This window comes from Lactococcus taiwanensis (genome assembly GCF_017068355.1).
GTDB lineage: Bacteria > Bacillota > Bacilli > Lactobacillales > Streptococcaceae > Lactococcus > Lactococcus taiwanensis.
On the sequence record NZ_CP070872.1, the window covers coordinates 155,619 to 179,100 of the forward strand.

Genomic DNA, 23,482 nt, shown 5'->3' on the forward strand with positions numbered 1-23,482 from the left:
CAGAAGGAAAATCATCCCCCCTATCAAATCACTTTTCTTATCTTTAAAAATTTTAGACTAATTTGGCATCAAGAAGGTAACACCTGCTGCGCTCACGTGTGAACGTGTGTGTCCCCAACCAAATCCTGAACCACCTTCAACAACATCAATTGTACCATCAGAATTAACTGCTGTTACAATCGCCACGTGGCCATAAGGTGAACCAGCGTAGCCAACAAAGTCTGTTGAGAAGCCTGAAGCAATTACACCAGGGGCTGCACTAACGACGTGAAGGACGCCTTGGGCAGGTCCATTGGATGCCCATTGTCCTCCATTACCTGGCATGATGTTACGGATATAAATACCTTGGGCAGCGAAGTGTTGCCATACGTAGTCTGTACATCCACCACCTGCATATGGATTAGCTATAGGGGTACTATTGATACCTGAGCTTCCACTGTTTGAGGAATTATTACTAGAACCTGTATTTGATGAGCCAGAGTTCGATGTGCTTGAGTTCGAAGAACTTGAACTTGATGAACTGTTTGAGCTTGATGAACTAGATGGTGTGCTTGAGTTAGCAGTACTTGAACTTGATGAAGTGCTTGCAGTACTTGAGCTTGATGAAGCAGTTGAAGTTGATGAACTATTTGAGCTTGATGAAGCTGCACTTACGCTGCTTGAAGCAGGAATATTAGCTGATGTTGAAGTTGCTTTTGCTTCAGCGACTGCCTTATTAGTAGCTGCCGTAGCTGCGGCTTGAGCTTCTGCTGCTTTCTTTTGTTGCGCTTCATAAGCAGCTTGTTTTTCAGCAGCTTTCTTAGCGGCAGCTTCTGCTGCAGCTTTTTGAGCCAACAAATCAGATTTTTTATCTTGAGCAGTTGTGATAGTTGCTTGGTAATTCAAAGTGGCAACTTTAAGTTCAGCTTGTTGTGAAGTGATTTCTTTAGCTTGAGAATCTAAATCTTGAGAAAGTTTTTCAAACTGATTGTAGTTTTTCTTAACATCATCAGATTTTTGCTTCACTTCTTGTTGCTCTTTCTTTTGTTGTTCCAACATTTGTTTATTGGCACTAGATACAGTAGAAATAGCTGTTACTTTTTGGATAGCGTCCGTCAATGATTTTGAGTTTACAACGGCATCCAAGTAATTCGTTGCTGAATTATTCACTTGGGCACTACGTGCTTGGGCTTCCAATGCGCTTGTCCGTTCACTGATGCTTTTGTTTAAAGCTTCAATTTGTTTGTTCAATGATTCAGCTTGAGCTTTAATCTGAGCAAGTTTTTCTTTTGTAGCAGATTGCTCACTCTTTAATTTATCAACTTTGGACTGCAAAGCATCAACTTGTGATTGAGCTTGAGCTTTTGCTGATTGAGCGCTTGCGATAGTAGCATCTTGTTTTGCGATATCTGAATTTGTATCAGCATAGACCCCTGATAAAGGCGCTGCAGCAGAAAGAACCACTGTAGACATTAAAATAGCCGAGATTAACTTTTTTTTCATAACTTTTCTTTTTAATTTTCCTCCCAATAGAAGTTCGGTTGAATAAACATATTATACTATTCTTAGCTTATAGGATTATTTCTTTTTTGTTACAAGATAGTTTCTATCTGTATCTTTTGTGACCTTTTCTTAATCTATAAAAGAGTTCCAAAGGAAATTGCAAGGCCGCAGCAAAGATAATATTGAGGAAAAGCGTTGGTGCAAGCTGGTATACAACAAAGTTGCTAAAGTTCAACTCTGATAAACCGAAGCCAGCAGTTATTAAAGCACTGCACACCTCAAATGCGGTGATAATGATAATCAAGGTAAAAAGACGTGTCCACCGATTGGTAAAAATAGTCGTTTGTATGTTATAGACAAAAAGAGCTATGAGCGGAAACAAAAGGGTGGCGATACCATAAATTCCTAAATAGTAACTATCATAAATAGCACCTAACAAAGCGGCTAGAATGATGATATAGCTTGGTCGGTGTTGTAGTACGCTATAGAGTAGAAAAAGTAAGAATAAATGACTTACGGGAGTCCAAACTCCACCACTTAACATTGTTAGGACATGTGTGATTTGTCCATCTAGTATCAGAATGAAGAAAAGCAGGAGAGGTGAAAAAAATTGGAAAGTGAAGCGACTCATTAGTTGCCCCCAATCATGCGTTCAACCACGAAGACGAAACGAATATCATAAAGGTTACTTGCCGGTTTAACATAAATTTGACGATTTAACCCTTGCTTATCATCTTTTTCACCAATTACCGTACCAACTAAGAGGTCCCGAGGACTATCTCCTCCACCCAAACCACTGGTATAAACCTGAGTGTCTTTATCAAACTTATCTTGAGTCGTTAACTGTGTAATGATATAAGCATTTTGCTGGCTATCATAGCCGGTTAAGAGCCCATAAGAGCTCTCTTCCCCGTTGCCTAGACGGATTGGGATTTTATTTTCAATCCCTTTGGATGAGCTAAGCAATGCTACTTTAGAGCTTTCTTTGTTGACTTGTGTAACCCGTCCAATAACACCTCCATTGGCCATAACGATCATCCCCGTTTTTAGGCCGTCTTTACTACCGCTGTCAATGACTAGTGTATCATTCCAAGAGGTGGGGTTGCGGGTGATAACATTTGCTGCAACTGTCTGATAGTCGGTCAATGTTTCTTGTAGTTTAAGGGCTTTTTTTAATTCCGTATTTTCTGACTCTAAGCCATTAAGCTTGCTTGCATCATCTTTTGATTTTGCTACTTGCGTCTTCAAACTTTCATTTTGTTTGTAAGTTTGCATCAAATCTGTAAGTTGATTGGTTTTATCTTGGACAAAACGAATTGGGGCAGCAAGCACTCGGTCAACAAAGCTTGTGCCATCATTAATGACTTGTGTCATCGCAGAAGGTTCGCGATTTGACTTAAAATTCTTAGCTGAAATGACGATAGCTGACATAGCTGCAATAATAATAATTAAAGTAATAATGATCAGCTTACTTAAGTTAAATTTTTTCAATGTTCTGGGTTCCCTTCAGTAATCCTGCTCCAGATTTTTCACGGTTGCTCTGAAAGCTACAAAATTCTCGTAGCCTTTTGCTCAATGCAAAAGCAAACTTTCCTTATTATTCAAATTTTGAAGAATTAAGTTCAGTTGTTGTTACTCGTACCTTATTTTATCAAATTTGGCAGAAATTTGATAGAATAGTGATAAGAATTTTTTGTAAGCGGTTTTGCTATTTCTATCAATAATTTTACGTTAAGTTTTGGGGAGGTTTTAGAATTGAAAGAAATTCCAGTTTTTGGGGAAAAAGTCGAAGGAAAGAGCTATCAAGCTCGCTATGGGGTGTATGCCATTGTCACAAAAAGCGGCTCTGATATTTGCCTTGTCCAAGCTCCAAATGGTGCTTTTCTACTGCCAGGAGGAGAAATTGAACCTGGTGAAAATCATGAGCTTGCATTAAAGCGGGAGCTTTTAGAAGAGCTTGGAGCAACTGCTCGTATTGGAGCTTATCTCGGACAAGCTGATGAATATTTTTATAGCTCGCATCGCAATAAATATTTTTATAACCCAGCTTATCTATACGAAACACAGGAGCTTCGGATAGAAGGAGCTCCACTTGAAGATTTTAATACTATTTTTTGGTGTTCACCTCAAGAGGCACTCCAAAAACTCAAACGTGGTTCGCATCGCTGGGGTGTACAAGAATGGCTAAACAAACAACAAAACACGATCTAATTGAGATCGTGTTTTATTTACTGACAGCTCTGTCAGTAAATTTTAACTTCATTTCTCGATGATGCGTACGCCATCAGTACCTGCTACAATGACTTTTTTGACCATGTTATTAAATAAGCCATGTTCTACAACACCCACTGTACAATCCAATTCATGAGCAAGTGTCGCGGGATCCTCAATCTTATCAATGTGAAGATCAATAATGTAGTGCTGCATATCTGTCACCACTTTTTCTCCGCTAGTAGACATGCGCCAAGTGGGGGCATATCCTACTTCTTTGAATTGGCGAAATAACTGCTCAGACCCATAAGGAATGACTTCAACAGGTACCTTGAAACTTCCAAGGTGGGTAGAAAGCTTCCCTTCATCTACTATCCAAATATAATCTTTTGAGTAAGTGGCTACGATTTTCTCCATTAAAAGGGCCGCCCCGCCACCTTTTATACCGTTAAGTTGATGGTCAATCTCATCTGCACCATCTACGGTCAAGTCCACATGGCTCACTTCGTCGATAGACTTAAGCGGGATTCCTAAGGCTTTCGCTTGAGCACTTGTAGCATGTGAGGTCGTCACACCAATTACTTTCAAGCCTTCTTCTTTAATGCGTCGCCCAAGTTCCTCTACAAAAAAAGCTGCGGTAGAACCTGTCCCTAATCCGACAATCATTCCTGATTCTACATACTCAGCCGCTTTTTTTCCCACTTCTTTCTTTAACTTTTCCATTCTTACACCTCACCAATACTTTAGTTTAATTATAACAAAAAAGCTACCTTAAGTAGCCTTTTTATTATATAAACAATTAACTGATGTAATCTTCGAGGTACTGGGCATTATAAATCATGATTTTATTATCAATGACTCCAATTACTTTTTCATCTTTTAAGTCATGAAGGATACGATTGACACTGTTGCGTGTTGAAATTCCACAAAAACCTGCAATATCTTCATTCGTTACTGGAAAATCGATGAGAATGCCTTCTTTTTTACGGATACCAAAATCTTCAATCAAACTGTTAAGACAGGCACATACTGCACCTTTTTTACCATTAATTGTCATTTTTTGGAGGATTTCTAAATTAAGGGCTAACCGACGTTTATAGAAATCATCTACCACCCGAAAAAGTTTTAAATCGTTTTTCACCCAACTCCAAAAATCACTGCGTGAGATTTTGTAAAAGCTAGCTTCATCAGTTTCAATTCTTACATTGAATAATGCCGAAATGCCATCGGATTGGTTTTCTTCAAGAAGAGAAACAAAATCCGGCTCAGCGACATATAAAATATTAAATTCGCGTCCGTCTCTCAAAATATTGCTAATTTTGGCGACGCCTTCTTTAAGCACATAAATATACTCAGATTCTATACCTTGGTACATAATGTAGCTGTGCTTTTTGCGTGTCACAACACTCACTCTTTTTTCTTCGAGTATGTTTATTAAATAATCAATATTTGGATTTGCCATTTCTTTCATTCTATTAAAATTCATCACTCACTAAATTACTTTTGATATTTGCTCTTCTCCCAAAGGATGATTAGCTTTATTATTATATCATCCTATGTCAAGATATACCAACCTCAAGAGCGAGTACTAACTTTTTGATTTTTTCCGTGAATAAGATAATAGATAATCCAGACAACCACAACAGCAGGAGCACTATAAAGATAAAGATTACGAAAACCAAGCATCCCTTTACCGAGCATTGGAATAATTGCTCCTAAAATAATTGGCCCGCCACCAACACCAAGGTCTAAGAAACCAAAGAAAGTTGAAGTAGCCACACCAATCCGCTCTTTGCTAGAATCGCGAATCGCGACGGCTTGACCAAACGGAGCAACTCCTCCGTAACCAAGTCCGAAAGCTCCACCAGCAATAAGTAAGATCACAAAACCGATAGCTGGGCTAAAGAAACCAGCAATTCCGACAAGGAGCATGGCTACTGCAAAGAAAGCAAAAGTAGGGTTGAAAATCCAATTGTCACCTTTCGCATCGAAGAGTCGGCCTGTAAAGGGACGTGAGATAAAGATAAAGATTGCGTACATTGTGAAGAAAAGTGAACCCGCAAGTGGAATTTTAAGATCTGTTGAGAATGAGCCCATTCCTGTTAAAATGGCTGAGTCAATAAATCCGGCGAGAAAAGCAATGATAGAGATAGGAAGTGCTGATTTTTCGATGTAGCGTTCCACCCCTTTAGGCTCATTTGCAAGTGCAATTTCTCGTTCTTCGGGTGTAAATTCTTGCACATGAACAAAAAAGACTAAGATAAAGGTAATAACAAGTAAAGCTAAAGCAAGACCTAAAAGTGTATTAAATCCAAGAGCAGAATAAATCATGATAGATAATGCTGGTCCAACAGCAGCTGCGAGAGTTACTGACAGAGCGTAATAACCAATTCCTTCCCCGCGCCGTGCGGCAGGGACAACATGTCCAGCAATTGTTCCTGAAGCCGTTGCTCCAATCCCAAAACCTGCACCTTGAATGATTCGAATAATAAAGAGTAGCGGAATATTTGTTGTTAAATAATAGCCAAAAGTTAAAATAAGAAAAATGAGTCCGCCAATGTAAAGCAACCGTTTCATTCCGATGCGGGTAATACTTATCCCTGTCCATACACGCCCAATCAAGGCACCAATAACAAAGACGCTAGAAAGCGAAAGGCTAATCACGGTTGATTGGTGGAGTTGTTCTAGCGCATACGTCCCGATTGAAGAGGTTAAAACGTAAAATACGATATAAAATAAAAAACTAATAAGTGTGTTGATGATGAAAGTAGGGGTAAAGATACTTTCTTTTTTCATGATTCTTTCCATTTCTATGATAACGACTTGAGATCGTTTGTTAAGTAGTAGTTGCTTATTTTCTTACAATAAGCGTGTTACATGGGGCATGGTTGACAATATAAGAGGCAACTGAACCAACGACAACCCGTTCAATATAACTAATCCCTGTTGCTCCAACAACGATCAAATCAACGTTTTCCTCTTTTGGAATTTTCGTTGACATTAATACCTTTGGAGAACCATATTGTAAGACTGTTTCAACCTTACTGACACCCGCGTCAGTAGCTTCTTGAGCAAATTGTTCGAGCAAAATTTTTGTACCTGCTTCGTGGCGTTCTTCTGCAATCGTGTCATAAGTATTGACAGCTAAAAAAGAACGTTGTTCAATTACATTTGCAAGAATCAATGCCGCATCATTGCGTTTAGCAATTCGTAAGGCTTCATCGAAAGCTTTCAATGATTCAGCTGAACCATCCATCCCGACGAGTATACGTGTGTATTTTTTTTCCATTATGTTTGTCCTTATCTAATTCGCTAAAATAGGGCTGGCAGAGCCAGAAGCGACAAATTAACCTACAGCAGAAATATTTCTCACTTCAAAAGCAAACTTCCCATCTTCTGTTTTAACAAAACCATGGTGATTAGAAACATATTCAATTGCTTCATCCATATTGATAAACTCTTGAATGACGCTACGGATTTCTGCATCACCCATAAAGTTTGGCATTGAGTTTTCTTCATAAGAAGAGAGTCCTTTAAATTCGAATTTCATTTTGAAATTCCTTTCTTACTATTTTTTGAGGACAACCAGTCGGTTTAATTTTTGTTAACTGATTGCTTCAACTTACCCACTTATTTTAAACAAAACCGCGCCCTTGTGCGCTAACAATTTTTGATAACATACTTTGATAACAATTTCTGATAACAATTGTTAACAAAAATGCATTAAAAAAATTACTGACAGCTTGGTCAGTAATTTTAATTTTAACGATTTACTAAATTAAGGTTTGAAGCTACTGCTGACGCTTCTGTCAGTTCCTTTTCTTGAGCTTTGACAGCCTTTTTGGCCGTTGCCATCATTAAACGAATACGATTGAGCTGATTTACAGAAGAGACCCCTGGATCATAATCAATTGGTGCTAGATTGGCTCCTGGGTACTGACGGCGGAGCTCTTTCATCATCCCTTTCCCCACGATATGGTTAGGTAAGCAACCAAAAGGTTGGAGACAGATGATATTCTTAATGTCCTTTTGGAGCAACTCAATCATTTCACCTGTAAGGAACCAGCCTTCTCCGGTATGGTTTCCAACGGAAATAACCTCTTGAGTTGAAGTGGCGATTTCATAAATAGACTCGATTGCTTCAAAACGTTTTGAAGCCTTGAGCGCCTTATTCATTGGTTTTTCCAACATATTAATGATGCCAATAAAAGTTTTAGCCATTAATTTATTTGTTTTGCTAAAACCAATTTCATCCGACTTCCAAATTTGATTGTACAAACTATAGTTCATAAAACCAATCAAATCAAGAACTACAGCTTCTCCCCCTTCCTCTTCAATGATAGAAACAATATCATTATTTGCAGTTTTACTGTATTTAACAAGGATTTCGCCCACTACCCCAACGCGCGGTTTCTTAATTTCTAGCAATTCAATCTCATCAAACTCTGCAATAATTTTTTTCATGTTGCGATTAAATTCAAAAATTGAACCAGATTCAACATTTTTCTTCGCTTTTTCCAACCATTTAGCATGAAGAGCATTCACCGAACCGCTGACAGCTTCGTAAGGGCGCGTCCGATAAACAACACGCTCAAATAAATCTCCATAAAGGACTGCAATCATGAAACGTGTGATTAACGGTACAGTGAATTTAAAACCTTTTTCTGTTCCTTGGTTACCCATTGACAAAGAAACAACGGGTACTTGCGGGAAACCGGCATCAATTAAAGCTTTTCTAAGCAACGGAATATAATTGGTAGCACGACACCCACCACCCGTCTGCGTCATCATCACAGAAGTGTTATTGACATCATATTCTCCCGATTGCAAGGCTTCAATCAACTGACCAATAGTAATAATAGCTGGATAACAAGAATCATTGTTGACATACTTTAATCCGTTATTGACAGAGGTATTACTTTCAGGAAGTGAAACCACATTATATCCTGCTGAAGCAAAAGCCACATCGAGTAAACCTTCTTGGTGAATTGGTGACAACATCGGCAACAAAAGTGTATGCTTTTTAGCCATTTCTTTTGTGAAAGCTGGGGTTTCTTGTACTAACTCATGAACCTCTGTCGTTGCTTCAATATTATGACGCACGCGCTCTGAAACTGCTGCTTTCAGACTACGTAAACGAATCCGAACAGCTCCCATGTTTGAACCTTCGTCAATTTTCAAGACGGTATAGAGCTTATTGTGTCCGCGCATGATTTCTTCTACTTGGTCTGTCGTTACAGCATCAAGGCCACAACCAAAGGAATTAAGTTGAACAAGTTCGAGATTTTTATTTTTACAAACCACATTTGCAGCTGCATAAAGGCGGCTATGGTAAACCCATTGATTGACCACACGCAGACCAGAAACTTCGGCTAAATGACTAATAGAATCCTCAGTCAAAACGTGAAAACCTTCTTGAGTGATGATGTCAGCAATTCCATGATTGATTTCTGGGTCCAAATGATAAGGACGTCCAGCAAGAACAATGGCCTTTTCATTATTTAAATTAATTTGCATGAGCAAATCTTCAGCTTTAAGACGCAAATCTTCTTTAAAGTTATCCATTTCTTCAAAGCCATGAGTCACAGCTTCTTGCACTTCCTCAAGAGCTACTACGATTCCTTGTTCTAGAAGCATTTTGTGAATATTTACCGCAACCCCAGCAGGATCTGCAAGATTGATAAAGGGATGGAAATAATTCACTTGTCCTTCCCGAATTTCATCAATATTATTTTTGATCACTTCAGGATAAGATTGGACGATAGGACAGTTAAAATGATTTTGAGCATTTTTTTGTTCTTTTTGTTCAAATAAAACTGAGGGATAGAAAATATTTGGCACACCTTTATTAATCAATGCTTGGATATGTCCATGGGCCATTTTTGCTGGATAACATACTGTATCTGAGGGAATGGTTTCAATCCCAGTTTCAAAAAGTGCTTTATCTGACTTAGGTGAAAGCACAACCCGAAAACCAAGATCGGTCAGCAAAGTATGCCAGAGGGGATAATTTTCGTACATGTTAAGCACCCGTGGAATCCCAATTTCTCCACGTGTTTGTTTTTTGCGAGAGAGGCTATGGTACTTGAAGAGTTTTTTGTACTTATAATCAACTAAGTTAACTTTTTTATCTTTCTTTGCAATTTTAACTTGAGTTGCTTTTTCTGCACCACGTTCACAACGGTTCCCTGTAACAAATTTACTGCCATCGTTAAAGACAGTCAAGGTCATCTTGCACATGTTTTCACAGAGTCCACAAACCATAAACTCTTTATGCGTTTCAAAGTTCTCTAAATCTGCTAATTTGAGTAGCGTCGATTCTTCGTTCGCCACATAATGATCGAGTGAAATCAGTGCACAGCCATAAGCACCCATCAGTCCAGCTATCGAAGGTCTTACAACCTCACGCTCAGAAATTTTTTCAAAAGCACGAAGGACGGCTTCGTTATAAAAAGTTCCCCCTTGAACCACAATTTTCTTACCAAGTTCTTCTGGACGTTTTACTTTTATAACTTTATAGAGGGCATTTTTAATGACACTGTATGAAAGGCCTGCGGAAATATCTCCGACAGTTGCTCCTTCTTTTTGAACTTGTTTCACTTTTGAGTTCATAAAGACAGTACAGCGAGAACCCAGGTTTACTGGATGCTCAGCTAAAAGGGCTTTTTGGGCAAAATCTCGGACATCGTGTTTGAGAGAGTTAGCAAAAGTTTCAATGAATGAACCACAACCTGATGAACAAGCTTCATTAAGTTGAATACTTGATAAAGCACCATCACGAATTCGCATAGCTTTCATATCTTGTCCACCAATATCAAGAATGAAATCTACTCCTGGATTGAAATAATCAGCAGCCTTATAATGAGCCATTGTTTCAACTTCACCATAATCAACGTGAAGTCCTGCTTTAATCAGGTGTTCTCCATAACCCGTTACTGTTGATTTTGCAATATAGACGTCCGCTGGAAGTTTCGCATAGACCTCTTTTAAAATATTAATGACAGATTCAAGTGGTTCTCCATTGTTAGAACCATAATGGTCATAAAGAATATTTCCTTCCTCATCAATCAGCACAACTTTGGTTGTCGTGGACCCTGCATCAATACCAAGGAATGCAGCACCGTGGTGATTCGAGAGTTCTTTATAGTTAGCCTGTGCTTTAGCATGGCGTGTACGAAATTCTTCAAGCTCAGCTTCATTCTCAAAAAGTTTATCCATTGTATCCTGAGGAATTAAGCTTGCCGAATGATCTTCTTCTAAGCTCTTAATCAGCGTTGAAACGTCTTTTTCCGTCGTTTCTTCAGAAAGAGAGGCGCCCATTGCTACAAAAAGCTGTGGATTTTCTGGGAAAATAACTTGTTCAGGCTGCAAATTCAAAGTTTCAATAAACCGTTGGCGTAACTCGCTCATAAAATAAAGCGGTCCCCCTAAAAAAGCAACGTTTCCTTTAATTTTTCTTCCTGAGGCAAGTCCAGCAATCGTTTGATTAACAACCGCTTGAAAAATACTCGCCGCAATGTCTTCACGTCGTACTCCCTCATTAAGTAGAGGTTGAACATCTGTTTTAGCAAACACCCCACAACGTGAAGCGATCGGGTAGAGTTTTTCATAATTTTTGGCCAATTCATTGACCCCGTTGGCATCTACTTTTAATAGTGCTGCCATTTGATCAATAAAGGCACCTGTGCCGCCTGCGCAGGTCCCATTCATCCGTAACTCTTGGGTGCCATTATCAAAAAAGGTCATTTTAGCATCTTCACCACCAAGTTCAATCATCACATCAGTTTCTGGAATGAACTTTTCAATTGTCATGGCACTCGCAATGACTTCTTGAATAAAAGGAACATCGATGACTTCTGCTAAGCCCATACCGCCAGATCCCGTAATCGCTAAGCGCAAACTAAGGTCTCCATGTTCCGCAATAAAATCTTTTAATACTTTGATGGTGGCCGTTTTGACATCAGAGAAATGACGTTCATAGCGGCTAAAAATAAGTTGATCTTGGGGATCAAATACGACTAATTTTACAGTGGTTGACCCAACATCTATGCCTGCTTTATAATTATTTTCCATTATTTTTTCCTTTATCACTTGGTTGTTCTTCACGGTTTCTTTTATCATTTTAAGAGCGAATCACTGAGTGTTTGTTTGAATTATTTTTGTAAAAAATATCTTGACACTTTGTTGGTTATCTCATCTATTCTTAATTTTATCATTTGTGAACTTTTTTTCAACCAGCAAAAACGGCGTGGTTGTCACATAAACAACAAAGTCAGAGGGCATGTCGTTTTTGTTAAATTGTTTTGACATCCAATGACAAAATGTTTTGACGTGATTGGAAAATGACTTTGACATTTTTTTCGTCTATAATAGAAAGTAAGTTTTGTGATCAAAAGAGAGTGATCATCAAAGGATTGGGAAAGAATGAGATTATGGTAAAAGTAGATGATTTACGAGTCAAACGAACGCGAAAGTTAATTACTCAGGCTTTCTTTGCTTTACTACGCAAAAAGAAATTTGAAAAAATTTCAATACAAGAAATTGCTGATTCTGCGATGATTAATCGAGCCACTTTTTATGCGCATTACGCGGATAAACAGGACCTCTATGATAGTTTGGTAGATGAATTTTTAGCAAATTTTTCAGAAATTTTAGATGAACAAAACCTTGTCGATGGAAATAATGTGCATGTTAAAGAAATTGAAACCATGCTAGCACGCTTTTATGATTTTGTGCGAGATAATCCTGAAGTTGCCCGTATCATTACTGACCGTGCAAGTGATGAAAGTCTGATCAATCGGTTCTTAGAAATCCTATCTAAGCGGTATAAAGCATTGTTTGAACAACTTGAGGTCCGCGAGATGGATGTCGTTGTACCCAACGATTTTGTCATTTCCTATATCAGTTCAATCTTAGTCGGAACCTTGAACTGGTGGATTAACTCCTCTCAACAAATGTCTTCAAAAGACTTTGCTCATCTGATTATTAAATTAATCTCGAACGGTCATTTGACGGTACTTGGAGTAAATATTAACCGTGATAATTAAAAAAAAGTTACTGACCAGGCTGTCAGTAACTTTTTTAATTAATTTTTCAAAAGGGCGATTTCATCAGCGGTTAGGGGACGATATGCTCCTAAAGCTAAGTCTTTATCAAGCGACAAAGCCCCCATTCGTAGCCGTTTTAAGCTCAAGACATACATGTCGACGGCTTCAAACATACGTTTGACTTGGTGAAACTTTCCTTCATGAATAATAACACGTATCTCACTTTGCCAGCCGTTTCGTGTATTGCTTTTTGTCACCTTTTCGATAAAAAGTTCCCCGGGACGAGCCTGTTCCCCATTTTTTAGAAGGAGACCTTTAGCAAACTGCTGTACCGTTTGAGGTGTTACTTGACCATCGATTTGCGCGTAATACTCTTTTTCAACATGTTTTTTAGGTTGCGTCAAATCGTGTCCTAGTGCGCCGTCGTTGGTTAAAATCAGAAGACCTTCAGTATTTTTATCGAGGCGTCCAACAGGGAAAATATCCGGACGATAATCTTCCGGACGAAGTAAATCTACCACTGTTTTGAACTGCTGATCTTTTGTAGCAGAGACCACTCCTTGTGGTTTATTGAGAAGATAATAATAAAATTCTTGATAAATTAGGGGGGCTCCATCAAAAGCGACTGCGGTTGTATTTTTATCAATCTGAAATCGCCCGTCTTTTTGTACCTGTCCTGCGACAGTCACGCGCCCTTTTTTCAGTAATATCTTGACCTCGCTGCGGCTTCCTAGCCCAGCTTCTGCTAAAAATTTATCTAATCTCATATTTTCCATTATATCAAAAAATATTGGCCCTTTTAATTGCGCTGACAGGCTCGTCAGTCAATTTTTTCGTCTTTTTTTGGTTGCTTCTGCCCTTTTCTTTTAATTTTCATAAAAAAAGTGCTTCAATTTAGAAAAAATAAGGTAAAATAGAGTCATGAGTTTAACACAAGAATTTGATACAATCGCGGCGATTTCAACGCCGCTTGGCGAAGGAGCAATTTCCATCGTTCGCTTATCTGGAACGGATGCGCTAAAAATAGCACAATCTGTTTTCAAAGGAAGAAATTTGACAACCGTAGCCAGTCATACCATTAACTATGGGCATATTTATGAAGATAAACGCTTGGTAGACGAGGTAATGGTCTCGGTCATGCGCGCCCCCAGAACCTTTACCAGAGAGGATATTGTCGAGATCAATACTCATGGCGGAATTGCTGTGACTCAAGAAATTTTGCAACTTTTACTTCGCTCTGGTGCACGACTTGCTGAACCGGGCGAATTTACCAAACGTGCCTTCTTAAATGGACGGATGGATCTTGCCCAAGCAGAATCTGTCATGGACTTAATACGTGCCAAAACAGACAAAGCCGCCAATATCGCCGTCAAACAGCTTGAAGGAAGCCTCTCCAAAATGATTCAAAACATCCGTCAAGAGATCTTGGAAAGTTTGGCTCAGGTAGAGGTTAATATTGATTATCCCGAGTATGATGACGTCGAAACGATGACCTCTCAAATGTTGATTGAAAAAACCACCCGGTTTGAACAGTTGTTGGAAAATCTTTTAGCCACAGCGAAACGTGGTAAAATTCTGCGTGAAGGCTTAAAAACAGCCATTATCGGTCGACCAAATGTCGGAAAATCTAGTCTTTTGAACCAAATGCTTCGTGAGGAAAAAGCTATTGTAACAGATATCGCAGGGACTACCCGCGATGTGATTACCGAGTTTGCCAATATCGGTGGTGTCCCTCTAGAACTGATCGACACAGCGGGTATTCGTGATACAGACGATATAGTAGAATCAATCGGTGTGGAGCGTTCTAAAAAAGCATTGGCCGAAGCTGATCTTGTCTTACTTGTGCTGGATGCCTCTTCTGCGCTGTCTCCTAAAGATAAAGAGTTACTCGAACTTTCAGCCTCAGCAAACCGGATTATTTTACTTAACAAAACTGATCTACCAGAAAAGATTGAAATAGCGGAGCTTCCTGCTGATTTTATTCGTATTTCAGCTTTGAAAAATGAAAATCTCGATGCCGTAGAAGATAAGATTAATAAGATTTTCTTTGCAGGTGAAATTGAAGCTGGTGACGCGACCGTGCTCTCCAACGCACGACACATTGCTTTAGTAGAACAAGCACTTGCCGCACTTAAAGAAGCAAACAACGGCCTCATGATGGGCTTGCCGGTCGACTTAATTCAAGTCGACGTCACGCGGTGTTGGCAGCTTTTAGGCGAGATAACAGGTGAAGCAGCTCCCGATGAACTGATCACACAACTCTTCTCCCAATTTTGTTTGGGCAAATAAAAAAGCGCTTTTTAGAGCGTTTTTTTGTACTGTTTTACTGACAGGCTCATCAGTAACTTTTTAAACTAGAGCTTTTATTTTTTGAAGGCAAGTTTTAACAAACGATTCAGTCATTCCTCCAAAATATGTCCCTTGGAAATTACGACCATTGATCACAATCACGCTTTGGTCAACACGGTACGCCCGCACATATTTTGCAGCTTTACCTGGAACTTCCTCATTGAAGATTTCTTCAACTTGGTCTCCCACTTTGCCCAACAAGATTTTCAAATTAGGGGCTGACAGACTGGTCAGTATTATATCAGGTTGCAAGTAGGCAAGGAGTTTTGGAAAGATCATCTCAAATTGTGCCTGTTGCGTTTTGCTCAGAGCCGGCCAGACCGGAGTTGTAGCAATAGGAGTGAATAGATCGACATGTAAAGCACAGGATTGTGTTGATTTTTCTGGTGCATAAGCTGCATCAAAAACAGGCAAAAATTTAGCCAATTGCTTAAACCATGGGTTGGGAGCTTCTTGAAAATAAGCATTTAAGGCCTTTTGATAGCATGCAGAATTTACTGACGGCGCTGTCAGTAAATCCTTCAGCTCCTTAAAGCGTTTATTTGCTCCGAATTCTGCGTCGGAGGGATTTTTACTAACCGTCAAAACACGTAAACTTGACGTTTGATACGCGGGAAGATTACCAAACCATAAGAGCGGCATACTTTCTGGTACTAGAATGTCTGCCGTTTCGGGAACTGATTTTAGTTTCGCAAAATCCTGCCACGTTTGGATAATTAAAGTGGCGAGTTCCATCAATCAAAACCACCTTCCACTGACACTTGAGCGATTAATTCAGGGTAATGCTCAGCTTCTTTGAAGAGCGCGACTGCTTCTTTCCGAGCAACTTCTAAGATATTGTAATCATTGACCAGATCAGCTGCGACAAATTCGGGAAGTCCCGATTGCCGGACCCCAAAAATTTCTCCAGAACCTCGCATCTTTAAATCTTCTTCAGCTAAAATAAAGCCATTTTGAGTTTCAGTCATAATTTTCATACGTTGTTTACCTGAGTCTGACTTAGGATTTGCCACCAAAATAGTGTAAGATTTTTTGGTACCGCGTCCCACACGTCCGCGCAATTGATGGAGTTGCGAAAGGCCAAAGCGATCGGCATCCATAATCACCATGATTGTGGCATTGGGCACGTCCACCCCTACTTCAATAACAGTGGTAGAGACCAAAATATCAAGTTTTTTAGCCTTGAAGTCTTGCATGATGTGATCTTTTTCATCATTTTTCATCTTCCCGTGCAAGAGCCCTACTTGAGCAAACATTCCAAAATATTCCTGAAGTTCAGTAAATAAAGCTTCCGCATTTTTTAGATCTAGGGCTTCTGATTCTTCAATCAAAGGAGAAACAAAATAAACTTGAGCGCCGTGATCAACCTCACTTTTAATCCACTTTAAAACTTCAGCAAATTGCTCATGCTTCACCCAACGTGTAGTAATGGGCTGACGTCCCTTGGGAAGCTCATCAATGATGGAGACGTCCATATCCCCAAAGGCCGTGATCGCCAGTGTACGAGGTATAGGTGTTGCAGTCATCATCAGCACATCTGGGTTCTGACCTTTCTCACGTAATACTTTTCGTTGGTTGACACCAAAGCGATGCTGTTCATCAGTAATAACAAGCCCCAAGTTGTAAAAATCCACTCCCTCTTGGATTAGCGCATGTGTGCCGACCACCATATGAGTCCGTCCGCTCGCTAAATCTGCCAAAATTTCACGGCGCTCTGAAGTTTTTAAACCCGATACTAATAGCGAGACCGAGAGCTCTGGAAAGAGGGCCTTCAAATTAGCATAATGCTGCCGCGCTAAGATTTCTGTTGGCACCATAATTGCTGCTTGAAAATTGGCTAAACATGCGGCATACATGGCGAGTGAAGCCACGACTGTTTTTCCCGAACCCACATCGCCTTGCAGTAAGCGATTCATATGATAAGAGGATTTCATATCTTGCAAGATTTCATTTAAAGCTCGCCGTTGCGCGCCCGTCAATTCAAAAGGAAGCTCAAAAATTTTATCCTCAATCTCTTGAGTTTCAAACGCAATAGCTAAACCTGCTCGTCCTGATTTTTCTTTATTTTTTAGAGCTTGAAGTTTAAGCTGGAACATAAAAAGTTCTTCGAATTTTACACGCCGCAAGGCTTGCTTATGCGCCTGCATATCTGCAGGAAAATGCATTGCCCGAACTGCTTCTTGTCGCCCCATCAACCGGTATTTTTGTAATAAAAATTGAGGCAGGTTTTCCGTCAATTCTGTCAAGACTCCCGCATCAAAAACCTGTTGAATTGCCTTTACTAGACTACTTTGCTTCATTCCAGCCGTCAGGTGATAGACTGGTTCTAGCCCATCATCTACTTGGGCCACGACCTTCATCCCCAAGAGTTGCTGTTTGGCCTGCTCCCACTTACCATACACAGCGATTTCCTTACCAACTTCGACCTTGTCTGCCAAATAAGGCTGGTTAAAAAAGCTGACAGCAATTACTGCTTCATCTTGTTTAATTTTAAAAGAAAGCCGATTACGCTTAAAACCATAGTACTGCACATTAGCAGGCGTTACGACCTTCCCAATCAATGTGGCTTTTTCGCCATCAAGGAGTTCAAAGACAGAACGGCTCGCAAAATCTTCATAGCGAAAAGGGAAGTACAAAAGTAAATCCTGAACGGTAAAAATACCTAATTTCTGAAAATTTTCGACGGATTTTGGTCCGACTCCTTTTAAAAATTGGACGGAATCTGTTAGTTTCATAGTTTCATTATACCAAGTTGTCAGAAGAAATGGGGATAAAATCACATCAAAGGGCTCTGAGAGCTCCAAAAAAGTTACTGACAGCTTCGTCAGTAACTTTACATTACATAAAAATTCGATTTTAAAAGTTTGTATTTATTTTGACCAGTTTCTCTTTATTAAAAATAAAAAAACCAGCTCGAAAGCTGGTTTTTACACTGTTAAAACGCGAAAATTATTTAGCGATTTTAGCGAAGTGTGCAAGTGTACGAACAAGGTTTGAAGTGTATGACATTTCGTTATCGTACCAAGATACTGTCTTAACAAGTTGAACACCGTTAGCTGAAGTAACTTCAGTTTGAGTAGCGTCAAAGAGTGAAGAGTTAGAGATACCAACGATATCAGATGAAACGATTTGGTCTTCGTTGTAACCAAATGATTCATTTGAAGCTGCTTTCATAGCTGCGTTGATTTCTTCAACAGTAACTTCTTTGTCAAGGATAGTAACAAGTTCAGTCAATGAACCAGTTGGAACTGGTACACGTTGAGCATGTCCTTGAAGTTTACCATTAAGTTCTGGCAATACAAGACCGATAGCTTTAGCAGCACCTGTTGAGTTAGGTACGATGTTTTCAGCTGCAGCACGTGCGCGACGGAAGTCACCACCACGGTGTGGGCCATCAAGAGTCATTTGGTCACCAGTGTAACCGTGAACTGTAGTCATTGTACCAACTTTGATACCGAAGTTTTTGTTCAAAGTATCAGCCATTGGAGCAAGACAGTTAGTTGTACATGAACCAGCTGAAATTACTGTTTCTGTACCATCAAGTACGTCGTGGTTAGTGTTGTAAACGATAGTTTTAACATCTGATCCACCAGGTGCTGTGATAACAACTTTCTTAGCACCGTTAGCGTGCAAGTGTTGTTCTGCTTTTTCTTTAGTTGCGAAGAAACCAGTTGCTTCAAGAACGATTTCTGCACCAACTTCAGCCCAGTTGATGTTAGCTGGGTTAGCTTCTGCAGTTACTTTAACGAATTTACCGTTAACTTCGAAACCACCATCTTTAACTTCAACTTTACCATCGAAACGACCTTGAGTTGTATCGTATTTAAGCAAGTGAGCAAGCATTGCTGGATCTGTCAAGTCGTTGATTGCAACAACTTCAACACCTTCAACATTTTGAATACGACGGAAAGCAAGACGACCGATACGACCGAAACCGTTAATACCAACTTTAACTACCATTAGTAGTTTCCTCCTTATAGGGATTAGATTTTATAAAAGGCATACCTTTTAAATTGACTAAGTTAACAATTTAACTTACTCTTTTATTTTATCACTTTTTTCGAAATTTGCAAACATAAACTCCCTTAGAAAGCGCACCACATAAGGAACCACGCTCCAATCGAACTGTAAGCGGTTAACACCTTTCTGTGGCTTCTTCATAAATGAACTAGTTCGCAACAAGCTTTCTCAAAAAGTTACTGACCGCCTCGTCAGTAACTTTTTTACATTATTTCTTCTTAAATAAGCGCCCAAAAAAACCTTTACTTTCAACATTGCCTGCATTCTGTATTTGTTCTTGCAAGTCAGTGAAGAACTGGTTTTGATCTGTTAGAGCCTTTTCCATCAACTCTTGTTGTTTCTTAATTTGCGCATCTTTTTCAGCGATCTGACTATCCTTCACCGTCAATTGTTGGTCCTTTGCCACTAACTGACTATTAAGACGTTCAATTTCTGCATTTTTATCCTTCATCAGCGCGCTGATCATCTCATAAGCTGCTGACGCCGCATCGTCAGACTGAAGCGCAAGATCCGCACTCGGACTTCCTTGTTTTTCCAACATTTCCGCCTGAGCTGTAACCACTTTTCCATAGAGGCCTTCAAGTTCATGAATTCCCTCTTTTGTGACAACTGTTACATTTTTCTCATTTTTTTCTACAAACTTAGGGTCAAGCGACTTGACACGCTTATTCATCGCTTGTCGCGTTACGCCAAAAAGCTCTGCTAATTCACTTACTGTTTTCGTTTCCATATCATCCATAATACCATATTTTTGGCGATTTATACAGCCTTTTATCAAAAAACAGTCTTATCATTTTTCGATATATGAGAATTATATTATAATTAAATTACAACCACTCATTAAGTTAGAAAAAATAGAAAGGAATTTCTAATGAAATATCGTACTGCCTCCTTAGAGCAAATAAAAAAATACTACCAACTAGAGACCGACAATGGTCTAAGCCCCTCACAAATCAAAGCTTCGCGCGAAAAATATGGTCACAATGACTTCTCAACCAAGGCAGGTCCTAATCTTTTTCAAAAAATTCTGCATCACCTCTTAGAAGTCATGAATATTATCCTACTTCTAGTCGGTGGGCTCTCTGCTTACTTAGCTGCCATCAGTAATGGAAACTACACAAAAACAGTTGTTGTTTTACTGATTGTGATCATTAATGTTGTCGTCTCTGTCTTTCAGGAAAGTCGTGCAGAAAATGCACTTGCCGCTCTCAAAAAGCTTGCTTCACCTACTTCTACTGTACTACGTTCTGGAAAGATCCAAACAATAGCCCCTAATGAACTTGTTTGCGGTGATATTATCGAACTTTCAGCAGGGGTGCAAGTAGGTGCTGATATCCGCTTACTTACAAGTAATTCCCTCCAGATTGATGAGTCCTCATTGACTGGAGAATCTGAACCCATTGATAAGAATGCCGAAGTTGAGATTTCTACCGATGTTCCTCTAGGAGATCAACTCAATATGGTCTTTTCTGGAACCAATGTCCTCAACGGGACAGGTCGTGGAATTGTAATTGCAGTTGGTAAACAGTCACAAATGGGACAAATTGCCACACTTATCGGTGAACAGGTTAAAGGCAAGACCCCGCTTCAAAAAAGAATTGATAAACTTGCCAAACGTTTGGCAATTATTGCCTTTGCCGCAGGGGTATTAATCTTCATCATTAATCTTTTCTACGGCAATGTACCTCTCGTCGATAATCTCATGACAGCTGTAGTCCTAGGAGTTGCCGCTGTACCAGAAACACTACCAGTCATCGTCACACTCAGTTTAATCTATGGCGTAGAGAATATGGCACAAAAAAAGGCTATCATCCGAAATATCCCCGCTGTCGAAACCTTAGGAAATGCAACAGTTATCGCTTCAGATAAAACCGGAACCCTCACCCAGAACCAGATGACTATCCAAAAAATTTGGCTTTCTGGACAAAAAGTCTGGTCCGAAGGTCATCTCTCTGATCACGAAGTCACTCTCTTACAAAACTTTGCCTATGCTTCTAATGCGACAGCACAATTCCATGATGGTGGTTGGGAGATACATGGAGATCCTACTGAAGCGGCTATCATTCGCTTTCTTATTAAGCATGATCTCTACCATCCCGAAAACTCACCCAAACGCATTATCGAACTCCCTTTCGATAGTACACGAAAAAAAATGTCTGTGGTTATCCCTCATCCAAAAACTCCGGGGCGCTACATGGTCCTAACCAAAGGGGCATTTGATCGCCTAGCTCCTACCAGTCAACATCAACCCCACCATCCTCAAATCCTCCATATAGATGGCACGGCTGCTTTACAGTCCGATCCAGAGGAGGCCTTACTTCTGGAAGCCGAAAATATTCATGATGACTTTGCGGCTAACGCTCTGCGAGTCCTCGCCCTCTCTTACAAAGACTTAGATGAAATCCCTAAAGATTTATCAAATCTCGAAGAAAATCTCAATTTCCTAGGAATAGTAGGAATGATAGACCCTCCACGTGATGAATCAAAAGCAGCGGTTCAAGAAGCACGAACAGCTGGAATTAAACCCATCATGATTACAGGAGACCATGCTCTTACTGCAAAAGCGATCGCTAAGCAGATTGATATCTTTCGCGAGGGGGATCGTGTCGTTGATGGACCTACCTTATCTCAAATGTCCAATGAAGAACTAAATACTAAAATTGAAAAAATTTCCGTCTATGCACGTGTTAGCCCTGAAGATAAATTACGTATAGTAAAAGCCTGGCAAGAAAAAGAACAAATTGTTGCAATGACTGGTGATGGCGTCAATGACGCACCGAGTTTACGTGCCGCAGATGTCGGAACAGCAATGGGGATTGCAGGAACAGAAGTCGCTAAATCTGCTTCAGATATTGTTCTTGCTGATGACAACTTTGCCACAATTGTAGCGGCTATCCGTGAAGGACGAAGAGTTTACACAAACATCAAAAAAACTATCTACTACCTCCTATCAGCAAACGTAGCTGAAATTCTTACGATGCTCATAGGGGCTATCGTTGGGTGGGGGCTTCCTTTCACTGGAATACAGCTCCTTTATATTAACGTTCTTGCTGACGGTATTCCTGGCTTCGGATTATCAAGAGAAAAAGCAGACTCGCACCTGATGGAACAACCACCTATAGGGGTAAAAGAAAGTATCTTCTCCAGAGGTGTAAGTCAACGCATTGCTATTTGTGCCATAGCTTTCATTTTCACAGCACTCACAGGTTTTTATATTGGAAAATTCATTGAAATAGGCGGTTTAACTCCTCATCATCAACTCGGACAAACCATGGCATTTGTCATACTAACTATTGCCTCAACAATCAATGTTTACAATGCAAGAAGTAATGAATCCCTCTTTAAAAGAGGAATAACAACAAATAAAACAATTTTTGGCACCACCCTGTTATCCCTCGCGATAACTATCATCTTTACAAATACCCCCTTATTGATGAATATTCTAGAGATTGTTCCTTTATCACTAACCCATTGGCTAATCGCAATTACCCTAGCCCTGATACCTACTCTTGTCATTGAAGTCACAAAAGTGATCCTTAACAAAACAGGAAAAAAATTTATCGGTTAACAGCATAATCTAAAAAAAACCAAGGAAAAAATTCCTTGGTTTTTACATTAACTAAAACTAACTCTCTATCACTAATAAAATAAAAAAGCTAACAATAGGCAAAGTTAGCTCAATATAATATGCCGAAGGCCGGGGTCGAACCGGCACTCCCGTGAAGGAACCAGATTTTGAGTCTGGCGCGTCTGCCTATTCCGCCACTTCGGCGAATAAAACAACTGGGGTAGCTGGATTCGAACCAACGCATGAGGGAGTCAAAGTCCCTTGCCTTACCGCTTGGCTATACCCCATTAAATAGGCGGATGACGAGGATCGAACTCGCGAGTGCCGGCGCCACAAGCCGGTGTGTTAACCACTTCACCACATCCGCCATAATTTTAAAACACGGGCAGCAGGAATTGAACCCACACTAAAGGTTTTGGAGACCTTTGTACTACCTTTATACGATGCCCGTACAACTATGGAAGGGGAGGGATTCGAACCCCCGAACCCGAAGGAGCGGATTTACAGTCCGCCGCGTTTAGCCTCTTCGCTACCCTTCCAACACACTATTCAATTAAGGCTGAACCAACCTATGGGAGTTAACGGGATCGAACCGCTGACCCTCTGCTTGTAAGGCAGATGCTCTCCCAGCTGAGCTAAACTCCCAAACTTGGCCACTCGCCTATCTCCCAGGGGGCAACCCCCAAGTACTTCCGCCGTAGATGGACTTAACTTCTGTGTTCGACATGGGAACAGGTGTATCTCCATCGCAATGATGACCAAATCATTAAATGTTACCTTGAACATTCAAAACTAAATAACAATT

The 23,482-nt window shown here is 39.9% G+C and carries 18 protein-coding genes, 6 tRNA genes and 1 rRNA gene; 4 read left to right on the forward strand and 21 right to left on the reverse strand.

The annotated features are described in order from the left end of the window. Nucleotides 1–57: 57 nt before the first annotated feature. The 3 genes from JW886_RS00810 to mreC all read right to left on the reverse strand — a co-directional run bounded on the left by JW886_RS00810 (nt 58) and on the right by mreC (nt 2,973). The gene (locus tag JW886_RS00810) at nt 58–1,482 is read right to left on the reverse strand and encodes a CHAP domain-containing protein (protein WP_205271894.1); all 1,425 of its coding nucleotides are present in this window, start codon (nt 1,480–1,482) and stop codon (nt 58–60) included. A gap of 103 nt (nt 1,483–1,585) precedes the next feature. Beyond that, nucleotides 1,586–2,113 carry a rod shape-determining protein MreD gene (gene mreD, locus JW886_RS00815; protein WP_075526008.1) on the reverse strand — a complete coding sequence of 176 codons (528 nt, stop codon included), beginning with the start codon at nt 2,111–2,113 and terminating at the stop codon, nt 1,586–1,588. Further along, on the reverse strand, nt 2,113–2,973 hold the full coding sequence (gene mreC / locus JW886_RS00820; protein ID WP_075526009.1) for a rod shape-determining protein MreC: 861 nt from the start codon (nt 2,971–2,973) through the stop codon (nt 2,113–2,115). The genes mreD and mreC overlap by 1 nt, the downstream gene beginning before the upstream one ends. A 264-nt stretch (nt 2,974–3,237) precedes the next feature. Between mreC and JW886_RS00825 the strand changes: the two genes are divergently transcribed. Then, nucleotides 3,238–3,693 (forward strand): NUDIX hydrolase, encoded by a 456-nt coding sequence (locus tag JW886_RS00825; protein WP_075526010.1) that lies wholly within the window; start codon nt 3,238–3,240, stop codon nt 3,691–3,693. A gap of 48 nt (nt 3,694–3,741) precedes the next feature. Here the strand turns inward: JW886_RS00825 and rpiA are convergent, their stop codons facing one another. The 6 genes from rpiA to JW886_RS00855 all read right to left on the reverse strand — a co-directional run bounded on the left by rpiA (nt 3,742) and on the right by JW886_RS00855 (nt 11,766). Continuing rightward, on the reverse strand, nt 3,742–4,416 hold the full coding sequence (gene rpiA, locus JW886_RS00830) for a ribose-5-phosphate isomerase RpiA (protein WP_205872061.1): 675 nt from the start codon (nt 4,414–4,416) through the stop codon (nt 3,742–3,744). Nucleotides 4,417–4,492: 76 nt separating this feature from the next. After that, nucleotides 4,493–5,179 (reverse strand): Crp/Fnr family transcriptional regulator, encoded by a 687-nt coding sequence (locus tag JW886_RS00835; protein ID WP_082272344.1) that lies wholly within the window; start codon nt 5,177–5,179, stop codon nt 4,493–4,495. An 89-nt stretch (nt 5,180–5,268) separates the two neighbouring features. Beyond that, complete coding sequence (locus tag JW886_RS00840) at nt 5,269–6,489, reverse strand: MFS transporter (RefSeq protein WP_075526012.1); 1,221 nt, start codon at nt 6,487–6,489, stop codon at nt 5,269–5,271. A gap of 55 nt (nt 6,490–6,544) precedes the next feature. Then, nucleotides 6,545–6,982 carry a universal stress protein gene (locus tag JW886_RS00845; protein ID WP_075526013.1) on the reverse strand — a complete coding sequence of 146 codons (438 nt, stop codon included), beginning with the start codon at nt 6,980–6,982 and terminating at the stop codon, nt 6,545–6,547. A gap of 57 nt (nt 6,983–7,039) precedes the next feature. Continuing rightward, entirely contained in the window at nt 7,040–7,243 is a 204-nt protein-coding gene (locus tag JW886_RS00850) for a hypothetical protein (RefSeq protein ID WP_075526014.1), read from the reverse strand. A 212-nt stretch (nt 7,244–7,455) separates the two neighbouring features. After that, a complete protein-coding gene (locus JW886_RS00855; protein WP_205872062.1) occupies nt 7,456–11,766 on the reverse strand; it encodes a 2-hydroxyacyl-CoA dehydratase in 4,311 nt (1,436 codons plus the stop codon). Between the two features lie 359 nt (nt 11,767–12,125). Between JW886_RS00855 and JW886_RS00860 the strand changes: the two genes are divergently transcribed. Further along, nucleotides 12,126–12,740, forward strand: coding sequence for a TetR/AcrR family transcriptional regulator (locus JW886_RS00860; RefSeq protein ID WP_075526016.1), 615 nt, complete (start codon nt 12,126–12,128; stop codon nt 12,738–12,740). Between the two features lie 38 nt (nt 12,741–12,778). Here the strand turns inward: JW886_RS00860 and JW886_RS00865 are convergent, their stop codons facing one another. Next, entirely contained in the window at nt 12,779–13,507 is a 729-nt protein-coding gene (locus JW886_RS00865) for a pseudouridine synthase (protein WP_200407769.1), read from the reverse strand. A gap of 154 nt (nt 13,508–13,661) precedes the next feature. On the opposite strand from JW886_RS00865, the gene mnmE reads away from it, so the two are divergent. Next, entirely contained in the window at nt 13,662–15,029 is a 1,368-nt protein-coding gene (gene mnmE, locus JW886_RS00870) for a tRNA uridine-5-carboxymethylaminomethyl(34) synthesis GTPase MnmE (RefSeq protein ID WP_205872063.1), read from the forward strand. A 60-nt stretch (nt 15,030–15,089) separates the two neighbouring features. Here mnmE and JW886_RS00875 read toward each other — a convergent pair whose 3' ends face one another. The 4 genes from JW886_RS00875 to JW886_RS00890 form a co-directional block, all read right to left on the reverse strand. Continuing rightward, entirely contained in the window at nt 15,090–15,824 is a 735-nt protein-coding gene (locus JW886_RS00875) for a hypothetical protein (protein WP_205872064.1), read from the reverse strand. Then, complete coding sequence (recG, locus tag JW886_RS00880) at nt 15,824–17,824, reverse strand: ATP-dependent DNA helicase RecG (RefSeq protein WP_205872065.1); 2,001 nt, start codon at nt 17,822–17,824, stop codon at nt 15,824–15,826. The genes JW886_RS00875 and recG overlap by 1 nt, the downstream gene beginning before the upstream one ends. A 214-nt stretch (nt 17,825–18,038) precedes the next feature. Continuing rightward, nucleotides 18,039–19,049 carry a type I glyceraldehyde-3-phosphate dehydrogenase gene (gene gap, locus JW886_RS00885; RefSeq protein ID WP_200407773.1) on the reverse strand — a complete coding sequence of 337 codons (1,011 nt, stop codon included), beginning with the start codon at nt 19,047–19,049 and terminating at the stop codon, nt 18,039–18,041. Nucleotides 19,050–19,317: 268 nt separating this feature from the next. After that, entirely contained in the window at nt 19,318–19,848 is a 531-nt protein-coding gene (locus JW886_RS00890; protein WP_075526022.1) for a DUF536 domain-containing protein, read from the reverse strand. A 132-nt stretch (nt 19,849–19,980) separates the two neighbouring features. Between JW886_RS00890 and JW886_RS00895 the strand changes: the two genes are divergently transcribed. After that, a complete protein-coding gene (locus JW886_RS00895; protein ID WP_205872066.1) occupies nt 19,981–22,677 on the forward strand; it encodes a cation-translocating P-type ATPase in 2,697 nt (898 codons plus the stop codon). 120 nt (nt 22,678–22,797) lie between these two features. Here the strand turns inward: JW886_RS00895 and JW886_RS00900 are convergent. The 7 genes from JW886_RS00900 to rrf all read right to left on the reverse strand — a co-directional run bounded on the left by JW886_RS00900 (nt 22,798) and on the right by rrf (nt 23,440). Beyond that, nucleotides 22,798–22,881: transfer RNA gene (locus JW886_RS00900), tRNA-Leu, on the reverse strand. An 11-nt stretch (nt 22,882–22,892) separates the two neighbouring features. Then, nucleotides 22,893–22,964: transfer RNA gene (locus JW886_RS00905), tRNA-Gln, on the reverse strand. Between the two features lie 7 nt (nt 22,965–22,971). Then, nucleotides 22,972–23,044: transfer RNA gene (locus JW886_RS00910), tRNA-His, on the reverse strand. Between the two features lie 13 nt (nt 23,045–23,057). Further along, nucleotides 23,058–23,128: transfer RNA gene (locus tag JW886_RS00915), tRNA-Trp, on the reverse strand. A 7-nt stretch (nt 23,129–23,135) separates the two neighbouring features. After that, nucleotides 23,136–23,216, reverse strand: a tRNA-Tyr gene (locus JW886_RS00920). Nucleotides 23,217–23,249: 33 nt separating this feature from the next. Beyond that, nucleotides 23,250–23,322 (reverse strand) — tRNA-Val (locus JW886_RS00925). A 2-nt stretch (nt 23,323–23,324) separates the two neighbouring features. Beyond that, nucleotides 23,325–23,440: ribosomal RNA gene (rrf, locus tag JW886_RS00930) — 5S ribosomal RNA — on the reverse strand. Nucleotides 23,441–23,482 lie beyond the last annotated feature (42 nt).